Source organism: Anaerobiospirillum sp. NML120449 (assembly GCF_023051105.1).
Taxonomy (GTDB): domain Bacteria; phylum Pseudomonadota; class Gammaproteobacteria; order Enterobacterales; family Succinivibrionaceae; genus Anaerobiospirillum.
This window is the reverse complement of sequence record NZ_JALKIL010000040.1, coordinates 1-12,254: the sequence shown is the minus strand read 5'-3', so window position 1 is coordinate 12,254 and position 12,254 is coordinate 1. Positions and strand designations below refer to the sequence as shown.

General features: G+C 50.1%; 4 protein-coding genes and 1 rRNA gene. 3 read left to right on the top strand and 2 right to left on the bottom strand.

Annotated features, from left to right (window positions below; genetic code table 11):
* Positions 1-723: 723 nt before the first annotated feature.
* The gene (locus MXE41_RS10465; protein WP_247100453.1) at positions 724-1,563 is read right to left on the bottom strand and encodes a hypothetical protein; all 840 of its coding nucleotides are present in this window, start codon (positions 1,561-1,563) and stop codon (positions 724-726) included.
* An 847-nt stretch (positions 1,564-2,410) separates the two neighbouring features.
* On the opposite strand from MXE41_RS10465, the gene MXE41_RS10460 reads away from it, so the two are divergent.
* On the top strand, positions 2,411-2,734 hold the full coding sequence (locus MXE41_RS10460) for a YcgL domain-containing protein (protein ID WP_247100452.1): 324 nt from the start codon (positions 2,411-2,413) through the stop codon (positions 2,732-2,734).
* 450 nt (positions 2,735-3,184) lie between these two features.
* On the opposite strand, the gene MXE41_RS10455 is transcribed toward MXE41_RS10460, so the two are convergent.
* Positions 3,185-7,087, bottom strand: a complete 3,903-nt coding sequence (locus MXE41_RS10455; RefSeq protein WP_247100451.1) for a SpoIIE family protein phosphatase — start codon at positions 7,085-7,087, stop codon at positions 3,185-3,187.
* Positions 7,088-9,176: 2,089 nt separating this feature from the next.
* Between MXE41_RS10455 and MXE41_RS10450 the strand changes: the two genes are divergently transcribed.
* Positions 9,177-11,054, top strand: coding sequence for an ammonium transporter (locus MXE41_RS10450; protein ID WP_247100450.1), 1,878 nt, complete (start codon positions 9,177-9,179; stop codon positions 11,052-11,054).
* A 1,112-nt stretch (positions 11,055-12,166) separates the two neighbouring features.
* Positions 12,167-12,254: ribosomal RNA gene (locus tag MXE41_RS10445) — 16S ribosomal RNA — on the top strand; the annotation flags it as partial.

Sequence of the window (12,254 nt, the reverse complement as noted above, 5' to 3'; positions counted from 1 at the left end):
GCTGTCATTATCAGCTTCGTCCTTGTCAGTTTCAGCCTCAGTCACGGCCTTTTCAGATTCATCATCTGCGCTTTCATCAGCTTTTTTGTCGGACTTTTCTGAGCTGGAGGCATCAGCAGCCTTGTCATCGCTGACAGTATCAGCAGCCTTGTTATCCTTATCGGCACTGTCGTTATTGCTGTCAGCAGCCTTGCTCTGTTCAGCCTTGTCAGTGTCTGTTACGGTGCCGGTGTCGGCCTTGCCAGCAGTGGAGCTTTCAGACTTGTCTGAAGCTGCATTGCTTTGAGCGGTCAGGGCAGTATCCTTTTCTGCTTCAGCAGACAGGCCTGCTTCATTCCTGGAGGTATAGGTCTGAGCTCTGGAGTTTTTCTTGGAACGGGCCATTTAATCTTACCTTGGCAACCTGTTGGTGAAAAATTTGGTAATGGCAGGCATATGCATGTGCTCATGCCTGATGAGGTCCTGTGCTGCGCATAATCACGGGCAACGCTTTGACCGGCGCAGGACAGGGACCATGAGATTATTGATCGTTGTTTGGGCTCTATCCCGTCATTCCTGTGTTATTGAGCCCTGCTGACTGTTATCCTGCAGGTGTTGACGGGTACTGACTGAGGATGCTTCCTGAAGTCTGTTACAGAGCATATTGCGCTCTTTGCCGCATTGGCCGTCAGGCTTTTGGGCCTGGCTGGGGCGCTGCATGCTGATCAGGGAATGCCCGGCAAATCAGTCGATCACGCTCTGATACTTAAGATTGGTATCATCAAGTGAAATTACAACGCCGCGATTTTTGTTGCGCACTGCAGTAAGCAGTGGATCGTTGTAAAGATCCTCGCCTGAGCTGTAGTTTCCGGCAATTGCGACAACGCCTGGGTTGAAGTTGCCCTGAACATGGATAAGAGAGTCTGCCATTCCTGGATCATCGTCATCCATTGGTGCGCCGGCACAGAGGTCAGCCTCGTTTACATTGCCGAAAACAAAAATGTGGTGTGAGGCAATGATTCGTGCATGAGAACCAAGCGAGCCGTATATTGCAATGGAGCTGTTCTGGGCACTGATTGACTCACCTGAGCGTACATTGCGGCGGATGATTTTTACCGGACCTGGTACCTTTACTTCGTAAGGCACCTGCACTTCATAAGGCTTAATAATAGGAACAGGGACCTTAACTTCGATAAACTGGGTAATGATCCTTGGCTTGAGGTTGGACTCACGGATACGGTTGTAGCGTGAGGAGTTAACCACAGGAATACGGCGGCGGGTCAGTGATTCGGCTCGGTCCTCGTTGACCACACCAGTTACGCCGATTAAGAAGAGCTCATGCTCCCGGCAGACGCTCTGCAGTGTCAGAAAGTCAAAAGAGTTGAGGTTACCAACGTCTTCGACATTGAGTACTACAGGTGAGTTGCGCCATGTTCCCATGGAGCCGTCAATTTTTGAGGCCAGGATTGACTCAAGCTCAGCGGCAGTACCTTCACGTATTTTTATGACGGCTATGGAAAAACCTGTATGGGAGATGTCTCCCAGAGGAATTACCTTTTTGCTACCTGTTGGCGCTGAGTCCATTATCAAAATCCTTGTTATTCTGAAATTTCGTATGCTGACCGGATGTTACAGCAATAGCGCAGTTAATGGTTTCTGCAAAATTCAGTACGACCTGTCTTTATGAACTATGCCAGGTTCCTGAGGTCAGGAGTGAGCTCAGGCAAATATACGACGTAAAACGCCTTTCTCATGCCTTTGCAAGCCCATGACAAGCAATTTTTATGCTGTATCTTAGTCAAATCACTCGATTCTAGCACATCATAACATTCTATCACAGTTTTACTGATGGCCTCGATGGCCTGTATATAAGGAATACAGGGCCAAACAGCTCTCTTTCCCAGGTGCTTTACCAGGGAGTTTGCTGTGCTGAAATCATGCTCCAAAGCCGCACTGGCCAGATTTACAAGTACATATTAATTACCTGAGAGCAACTCCCCCGACCAGCATCCTCCCAGACAACTGCGCAGTCCAGTGCAGAATCCTGTTCACGACAGGATGCTGTTGCCCGTGCACCATCAGATTGCCGGCCAGTGCATCATCAGATGGGCTGCCCTGCACCGGCAGGTGGGCTGCCCGTGCAAAAGCACAGCAGTTCTGCATCTTACACAGCGGCGTAGCATGTATAAGCAGTGAGAGAGCGATATACATGTGGCGGCTGTGAACAGTCAGTTAAGATGACAGCGAGCTTGTAAGTTAAGGTGCCGCTTTGCAGGCAGGCAGGGACAGACAGGTGGTCATGCAGGGACAGGTCAGCCGGTAAGGCATGCAAAAGCCTTTTTTCAGGGCAGTTGTGATCAAGTCAGTTGCACCTTGGGGCATGGGTAATCATAATAGGGCCATGGAAATTAAGTGATGAGGAGCACTTTCAATGGACCGTCTGGTATACGTTTATAAGAGCAACAAGAAGCTGCGCAGCTTCCTTTATATTGTGGAAAAGGACGTTTTTTCCCATATTCCATCAGGTCTGATGGATGCCTTTGGTGCTCCTGAATTTGTCATGGTCTTCAAGCTCCATGCTGACCGCAAGCTGCAGAAAATCACCCCTGAGGAGCTTAGCAAGGCTCTGGATGAAAAGGGCTTCTTCCTGCGTATTGACCTGCAGGATGAAGAGGAGAACATGCTCAATCAGGAGCGCAAGCGTCTGGGCCTGCCTCCACTTGAGCGCGAGCAGATTGCCGATTATTTCCACTAGATTTCGGCATATGGGGCTGTCCTGCAGATGCAGTTGAGTTGAAGCTGCAGGCGGCCTCCATTATCCAGGCCTGAGCTGCAAAAGAGCGGCTGACCTGATCACAATAGAAAAGCGCCCTTTCATGGCTGGTGAGAGGGCGCTTTTTTCGTATCGTACCGACAGTTAAGCATTGTGCAGTTCATAAGGCTGCTGTTGGGACATCAGTCTCATGGCTGATACTGCCTTATGACTTAAGGGCTGGCCCGGCATAAGGCATGGAATCAGCTATTGCATCAGCCCTGACATAAGCCGGTCATAGGGCATGGCATCAGTCTGGTCATATGGCATGGCATAAGCCGGTCATAGGGCCGGAATCAGCCATGGCATAAGCCTGGTCATAGGGCATGGCAGCAGCCCTGACATCAGGACTGGTGAACTTACTGCAGGGCTGTCATGACTTGCCAGCGGCCGTTACATTTTCTTCTTGCTCTCGCCTGTCTTGATCTTGCTGAGCTGATAGCACAGCAGAGTGTAGTCCCTGGTCTGCTTGCGGTCCCTGGTGAAGCGCTTAATCTTGGTAGTGAGGCTGTTAACAGTCTCAACAGGACTGATAAAGCTTTCATCATGAAGCATGTTTTCAAAACCTACCTGTCCAAGGCTGTCGCCTTTGAAGTTCTCGCAGTCCATCACACCGTCGGTATACAGCAGGATGCTGTCGCCATCATCGATGCTGAATGTCATACTCTTGAAGTTCTCAGAGGCAGCCGCACCGATGACAGGTGCGGTACGGCAGTCAATGTAGTCAAAGCCCTGCTCCTTCTTGTAGATAATAGGCAGGTTGTGACCGGCATTGAAGTACTCAACATTACCGTTGCGCTGGTCAACTATGATGATGCATACAGAAGTCAGAATGGACTTTGGATTGTTATCCACAATGTTCTGATTGAGCTCCTGCATGGCTCGTCCCAGAGGCAGTCTGATGGACTCGGACAGACGTATAAGCTGACGTATCAGAGCAATATTGATTAGAGCAATATTGGTTGAAAGGGCACCGGCATCATTTATTGATCCGACAAAAATGGCCAGGCGGTGGTCACCAAGCTCAAAGACATCATAAAAGTCCGATGCTCCCTGATAACAGGCCTCAGTATGGACATTAAGGGTATTGCTGAAGCTCTCCTTGAGGAAAATCTCACGGTTGACCGCGCTGTGACGCAGCTGGTCAATATAGTGCTTCTCGCTTTCCTCCATGTCGCGTGCCTTGTTGATCTGGAGAATTTCCTGGATCGACTGGTACACGGTTTTGCCCATCAGTCTTATGTGGGACGACAGTGCGCCGATTTCGTCATTGCGCTTAGGCAGGCTGTCGCATATACGCTGCAGCAGGACGGGATCCTGAAGCAGGGTTGCAAGATGCTTAATCTTGTTATTGATAAGCTTAATATCATCAGCATCACGGCTGGTCGTTTTGACCAGAACAATGACAATAATAAGGGCAAAGATCAGACCTGCTATGCCCACCAGTGCCAGGAACCAGTACAGCTGGGTGGTCATGCGGCTGTTATCGCTGTTAATCAGCACAAACCAGTTGTAATTCTTGAAGGCTCCCAGCGAGGCGTACTGACCGGTATCAGGGTCATAAAACTGAACAGCACCACGAAGACGGGCCTCGAGAATCAGATCCTCGTCAAGCAGGGAGACAATATCGTCTCTGTTCTTGAGAGTTCCTGCCAGAGGATTGAGATCAGAGTCGATCAGGGTGATGTTATACGGACTGGTAATGCTGTTGGACAATACAGTCTCATTAAGAGAGTTTGATATAAGGCGTTTGAGGGTATCTTCCTGCTGTTTGAGCTTGGAAATGTCGGTAATGATGACTATGAGCTGATTGGAGCTCAGGCTCAGTGGTGCCACAATGGCAAGGAAAGCACGCTCATTGTTTACACTGTGACGCCTTTGCGCCTGACGGTAAGAAAGCGGCTGTTCTTCTGCAGCTTTGGCGCCGGTGGTTATGGCATCAGTTTCATTTTCAGCATGGGCGCCACTACTGGAAGAGTAAACATCTCTTTGCTGTAGATAATCACGCTCTGCTGCAATGGATGCAGCTGTTGAGTAGCGCAGGTTACGTTCCTGGATGTCGTTGTTAAAACGAGGGTCATCATCATTAAAGGCATGATTGTGACCATCATCTTTGTGATGCGGACCACTGGCCTGAGAGTCTGAGATGACAGTGCCGCTTTTAATAACAGAACCGTCACTGTCCAGCCCAACAATGTTATCAGCAGTTACAGGTGATCCCATGTTTGCAGAGATAAAGCTGTCACCGTCTGAGGTCAGGACGTCAACGCGATGTATATCTTCGTCTTCTTCGTACTCACCTGACAGGCGGTTATACATGCCTGGAGCGACCGGACTGTCATCTGTATCAGCATTACGTACGCTTTTGAGAATAACGAAGAAAGAGTGATCAGCATTGTTGTTGTTATAAAGAATGTTGCTCAGTGTTCGCTCATCATTGGCCAGCTCATCAAGGAGTACACGGTCCCGGTTCTTGATGAAAATGTCCTGCTCAGGATTTCTGGTATTGATGGAAAAAGCAATGAAGCCCAGCTTGTTTAGCTGAGTCAGATGGCTCTGCAGCTTGATTCTGTTGTTATTGAAGTCAGGGCTTTCAGCACCAATGAGAAAGGACTCATTTGGATCATCAGCCGGGCTGATAAAGAAATTGCTGTAGCGCTCAAGGCTGCGGTCAACAATAGGACGACGAATACTCAGAGAGTTGTCTTCCTCATTAAGGTCAAGATCACCCGAAGCAACAGCCTGAGCGGCTGCAGCAGCAACATCAGCATCACCAGGAGCCCTGATGGCATCGCCAAGATTGCGGGCGGATCCATGAATGCCTGTGCCGTATGGAGTTGATGCAGAAGGGCCATATCCATCATTGGAGCTGGTGCGGCTGAGCTGAGGAATAGGGCTGTAGATAATGCCAAAGTTCTCAGATACTGCCTCCTTTTCGGCGGCAGATGAGTGAGCAGCCTTCTCGGCACTTGCTGCAGAGGCAGCAGTGCCTGGAGCAGATGCGCCACCTTCAGTCATGCGTCTTGCCAGGTCCTCAAGGCCTGCGAGGCCTGATTCCTCATGTGCCTCACGAACACCTGGTGATGAGATGACATCGGAGCTTTCCACTGCCTGTACGTCAGAGACTGGGTGAGAACTGGCGGTATCGGATTCACCTGTGACATCAGCATCATCTGTCTGAGCCTGACCGTTATCCAGCTGACGCTGGCGCTCTGCCAGCAGTGAGCGGTCAAACAGCGGATCGAGTTTGACAATATTGCCGCCGTCATTTTCTTCTTCAACAGGACCGGCGGTCACCTGATCATTTTCCCCACCTGCAGCTGAAGCATCCTTGCTTTTATTCTCCATGCTGTGAGCCAGAGACTCGAGGTAAAGGTCAGATGAAGTGGCGCTTTTATCCATGCCAGGGACGGATGCTGATCCTGTTTTGACGTAATCAGGGTGATACCGTCCTGCAGGGGTGTACTGGTTTTTAAATGGAGCTGCGCCAATAGTGGCCAGACCGCCCTGACTTATGGCATCTACTCTCTGACCTTCACTGTTTACAAAACGGGATGGATCTGAGGCTGTGTTGTGGGCAGCATCAAGAGCTTCGGCAAAACTGGTGCTGTTTTCGGTATGGCGGGCATCCAGAGGCATTGGAATGGTGACATCGCTGCCATCATACTGACTGTGGTACGTAAAGTCGCCTGAGTGAGCTTTATCAAGAGCCGAAATAATAGAGGCACCAGTAGTGCCGTCCAGCAGCGCTACAGTTTCCTTGAGGTCGGTAATATAAGGAGAGTCAACACGGCCAGTATTACGGTTGATGGTTGTGCCCTGGCCCGTGGTACCGGCTGAGTCATTAAGTGGGGCTTTGCTCCTGTCATCCCGCTCCAGACGCGATGGCGGTATGGTCCTGCCGCTGTCAGTATTTTCCTGATTGGATGCTACAGACATGGCGTGTGGAGATGGCGATGGCGCAATAAGGGCACTGCGGGCATGTGAGGCTGACAGGTTGAGATCAGCTACACGGGTGTACTGAGCTGAAAGATCAACTATGCGATAGAGGCGGAAGAGCTCATTTCTGATTATGGAAAGGTTGGAAAGCTCGGAAACACGCGAGTAGAAGATGCTGTTTTCCAGATCCTGGATACAGAAGTTAAGGGCATGCTGCTGCTGAAGAAACTGTTCTTCCTGCTGTCTTTTATCCCAGTAGCCATAGCTGATGAGGACCATGCCCACAACAGGGATGGTCAGGCTCAAAGATGATACAAGGAGCATGCGGCTCTTAAGTGAGGTGATATTCAAACGCATGATATTCCACGCCTGAAAATGTTGATTCCTGGACCGTCTCAAGCAGATAAACAGAGACTTGTTATGCAGAAAAAGGCCTTCAATAGAAGAGGTCACTGAAAAGGCCGTTGCTCAGCCCACTGCACAGGCCGTTGCACAGCCCACTGCCAGACAGACAACTGCCTCAACGGCAGCCAGGTCGGCAGCAGGCAGCCGACAGCCCCTCCAGCCCATTGGTTCGAAAACCGATAATCACAAAGCTGACGGGCTCAACAGACTGCTGGTTAAGCAGCCAAATGTCTGAACTGCCCTGTATTTAAGGCAGGCCGACACAGCTGTAGTCCATACGCTGAGCAAACCGTCTGATATGCCCACCAGACGTCGGGTCACACCTGCCATGTGATCGGGCATCAGCCTGCGGTCAGGCCTTATGTCTGTCGACAAGGACAGCCAAACTGCACAGCTTAATCAGCTGGACAATGATGCACGGGACAGCTGAGTGACTTCCTTACAGGGGATATGTGCTGATCCGGAATTGCGTTGAGGCGGTCTGCATCTTTTCTGATTACTGTAATGAGAACAGTTCTGTCTTAGCAGATGTAGCGTTTAAATTAATTTCAAACAATTAGAACCCGTCAGGCTGCTCAGGCTGGTTTCCAGACCACAGGCTTTTGTTGGATCCGGGGCTCAGATTCATTCCTGTTGCGTCATTTAGGGATTGAAGCGGTAATGCTTTTGTCGTTACAGCCTGCTATTAGCTGCAGGAGCTTAGTGCACTGAAATGACAGTGCATGAGCAGACACCAGCTGTGTTTAACCAGAAAGTGACTTGAGTACTGTCTGCACAGGGCTGAACGGCTTATTAAATCAATATTACGCAAGCTTTGACAGTCGGGCAATAACTCCCGGGGGTGTACGCTATGCTGCGTTAAGGAAATTGCCGTGACTCAAGTAAGACTCCTGCCTGAGCCGGGTTGCATGCAGTAGACCATTCTTGAGGCCTTGGATCTTTCATATGTCATGACATGACAGCGGCGGCATTGGCCTTTACCTGTGCCCGGTCAGCTGGAATGTGTTAACACAGGAAGCTCTGTGGCAGCTGATCAGTCACAATGAGCTCAGAATAGAAAGATCATATTACTTTTGACCCAAAAGCCCCTTTATTTAAAGTCAAAAATCCTACTCAGATCGCCTTATAAGGACTTTTTAGGGCAGGCTGTGGTTAAAACTCCCTGTAACATATCGATATATCTATAATGCACTGTACTTAACATACTCCTTGAGCTTCATATGTGCGCCATGGCCACCTTTCCAATATTCGCATCATCCCGCTAAAACTCATTGCAAACCTGTGAGACAAATGGTCATGAACAGGTGCAGCTGACCATGTTGCCGGGCGCAGTCAAAGCAAATATGGCTGGTTTCGTACGTTCATGGCATCTGCAGGAGCCAGCTTGCATAACAGGTACATGCTGGCTGCAGCTCGGGTGCATACCAGTTGCAGCTCGGGCGCATGCTGGCTGCAGCTCGGGCGCATACCGGTTGCAGTTCGGGCTCATGCTGGCTTCAGCTCTGGCGCATGCCGGTTGCAGTTCGGGCTCATGCTGGCTTCAGCTCTGGCGCATGCCGGTTTCAGCTCGGGTACATGCTGGCTGCAGTTCGGGTGCATACCGTTTGCAGCGCAGCTGCATATTGGTTGCATAGCTGGCCCATGCCTGGCGCAGTCGGGATCGAGGCTGAGTACGTGGCAGACTTTGCGGTTGTGCAAGCTGTCGAGATCGCGGTTGCGCAAACAGTTTTGTGCGAGGTCACGGTCGTGCTGGCGGGCGCGCAGTGGTCGTGCCTGCGGGCGCGTGCACAGGGTCAGCTCTGGTATTTGAGTCTGCGCCTCTGAGCTGTAAGCAAAAATCTGCGCCTGTGCAGCATAAGCTGTGTGCATTAATCGGGCGTGTGATGGAGATCTTGCTTTAAATTGCAGCAAAATTGCATTTTCAGTGGGGAGAAATACCGTAATTGCGCGCTTTCGCTGTGCATATAAAACTAAAATTTGAACTTAAAAATGTAACGAAGAAAAATAAAAGCATAGTTTCAGCTACAAGAGGATGCAATCTATGCGATGTGAATTTTGTTCCATCATGGTCGCTGCTGTGAGCATGATGATCTGTGGGGCCGCTTCGGCCGAGCCTCTGGCAGGGGTCGCTGCCGAAACCTTAAGTTCCATGACCAGTCTTAATGCACGACTGCAGTCGACCCCAGATAATATTATTGATGCAGTTAAACAGGTCAGCACAGCTGAGCCGTCCAGGGGCCTGAACAGTTTTGAAATGGCCAGCCGTGAGCATCTTAGTCTGGATGAGGGGCACTACGGTTATTCAGGTGAGATCAATGACTATGCCCTTACCGAAGAGGCACTGCGTAATGCCGCAGATATTATCCAGAAGCTGATAAGTGATGAATTTGCCGCAGCTGAGCAGATAGAGCGCTACCAGCAGCTGCACAGCGAGTCCAACAACGATTTTGAAGCTGATAGCAAGGAAGCAGACAGCACATATGACGAGGGGGCAGCTGCTGCGACACCTGCAGAAACAGCTGTAATTTCAAGCACAACAGCAGCTGCAGATTCAGCAGCTGAAAATGAAAGCACAACAGCAGCTGCAGATTCAGCAGCTGAAAATGAAAGCGCACCAGCAGCTGCAGATTCAGCAGCTGAAAGTGAAAGTGCAGTGCAGTCTGCTGCAGCGCCTGAAGGACCGGACAGTGCTGCCAATGGTTTTGTTATTGTCTGTGCCATCATGGTCATTCTCATGTCAGTCCCGGGTATAGCGCTATTCTATGGTGGCCTGGTGCGCAGTAAGAATGTGCTCTCCATTATTCAGCAGAGCATAGTAGCCTTTGGTATCTGCTTCATCTTATGGTTCCTGTTCGGGTACTCATGGGCATTTGGTCCTGCAGATGCCGAAGAAAGCTGGTTCTCTTTGATCTTAGGTGGTAACGACAAGATCTTTTTGAGGGGCATCACTTCGGAATCATTATCAGGCTCCCTTTCTGAATTTGTATTTATTGTATTCCAGGGCGCTTTCTGTGCTATTTCAGCCTGCATTATCGTGGGAGCCACCGCAGAACGTATCCGTTTTGGCGCTCTCATGACCGGTATTGCCATATGGGCAGTCTTTTCCTACTTCCCCCTGGCTCACATGGTATGGGGCTTTGGACTTATCGAACATCTCTTTGAGGCCTGGGATTTTGCCGGCGGTACCGTAGTTCATATTAATGCCGCCGTAGCCGGTATTACGGCAGCCCTGATGACAGGTCCCCGTATTGACCTGCACCGCACTGCCATAACTCCACACTCTCTGCCTTTTACCTATACCGGCTGTGCCCTGCTTTGGATAGGCTGGTTTGGTTTTAACGCCGGTTCTGAGCTTTCACCTGATGGTGTAAGTGCTCTGGCTTTTATCAACACCGTTCTGGCACCGGCAGCAGGAGCCCTTACCTGGTCACTTGCCGAGAAATTTTTCAATGGCACTACATCATCACTGGGTTCATCATCAGGCGTACTGGCAGGTCTTGTTGGTATTACCCCAGCCTGCGCTTATGTCAGCCCTGCAGCCTCAATCATTATAGGTGTACTGGCAGCTTTGCTGTGCCTGTGGGGCGTAAGAGGCTTCAAGCGCATGACCGGAGTAGATGACAGTCTTGATGTCTTCGGTGTCCACGGCCTTGGAGCCATTGCCGGAGCCATACTTACCGGTATCTTCTGTTCCCCTGATCTGGGGGGTACCGGCTTTAAAGGCTCTCATACCGGCATGTTAAGCCAGACAATGGGTCAGATAGGAAGCATCATTATTACAGTTGCCTGGTCAGGAGCAGTATCAGTAGCTGCGTTCTGGATTGCAGGAAAACTGTTTGGCGGTCTGCGCGTTTCAGGTGAGGACGAGCGCATTGGACTTGACCTGACCTGCCACGGTGAGCGCGGCTATACCTCTTAACTTTTCAGACTGTTGTCTGTCATCTCAATATTCATCCCCCAGTCTCCTGCAAGACTGTGCGAGAGATGGCAAAGCCATGACAGAGCAGATGCATTGCCCTGTCAGAGTCAAAGGCCGCACCGGCAAGTCAGGTCGACACTGCTGGTCGAGTCTAAGGCCTCAGGTATAAAACCGGCTGCAGCAATGACCGGAAATGCCTGTGGCTCTGGCAGTTGCTCTTGCAACGGCAATTACAAGCCAATTACAATTGCCGTGTCAATTGCTGTCGCTCTGGCTGTCGCACAGCAATAAGCGTGGGAGTTGGGGAACATTGGCCATGTCAGACCTGGCTGACAGACAATCAGTGAGCCATATGCCGGAATCACACCATCCGGTATTATCAGTATGAAAGGAAAGGATCATCAGCCTTTCATTTTCCCGGGCAATGCGTCCCGGGATTTTGCATATTTAAGAGACGCAATAAGCAGCAGCTGCAGCAGCGGCAGCTGCTGCAGCGCTGCGCATGGTAAAGACTGGGGAATGTCGGCCGGGAGCAACAGCGGCTTTGGGTACAGGAGTGAGGGCGCGGCAAGTATTCGGCTTAACAGTGTGCTGGCAAGGGATGTCACAGTCGGCCCGGGCCTGCAAAGTTGATCAGGTTTTTCCCCTGGTACAGACCAGGTTACAGTATTTTTCTGGTGTAGAGCTGGCATTGTCGGTGGCTTAAATATGTGGGGTAGTCAAAGTAATGGTACTTATTGGTGGTTAACAGGGATTTTTTGATGGGGTGATACTAAAAATTACAGGCTGTCATAAACTTTTTTTAAAAAATTTTCAGGGCGTGATTCAGGTCACAAAAGCTCATATGCATGGGGTTTTATCCCTCCCCATGGGCTGTAGAATATTAAGTTTGTATGAAAAAACTTTAAAAAAGTTGTTGACGTGGGGTTGGAAATCATTAAAATACGTCTCCGCTGTCACGCACTGAGGCGTGAAGCTGCAAAAGCCCGGCGCTTTTGAGTTCTTTGAAAATCAGTAAGTACAGACAATCTGTGTGGGTTCTTTAAGTTAAGAACTTTGAGTTTTGCCAACAAACTGGCAACTGGTTACAGTTGCACTTCAAACGAATCATTAAAGTGAAGAGTTTGATCATGGCTCAGATTGAACGCTGGCGGCAGGCCTAATACATGCAAGTCGAACGGTAACAGCAGAGGAGCTTGC

Bases quoted from the DNA above. Each gene is read 5' to 3' on its own strand.
- MXE41_RS10465 (WP_247100453.1), bottom strand. From the start codon at position 1,563: ATGGACTCAGCGCCAACAGGTAGCAAAAAGGTAATTCCTCTGGGAGAC.
- MXE41_RS10460 (WP_247100452.1), top strand. From the start codon at position 2,411: ATGGACCGTCTGGTATACGTTTATAAGAGCAACAAGAAGCTGCGCAGC.
- MXE41_RS10455 (WP_247100451.1), bottom strand. From the start codon at position 7,087: ATGCGTTTGAATATCACCTCACTTAAGAGCCGCATGCTCCTTGTATCA.
- MXE41_RS10450 (WP_247100450.1), top strand. From the start codon at position 9,177: ATGCGATGTGAATTTTGTTCCATCATGGTCGCTGCTGTGAGCATGATG.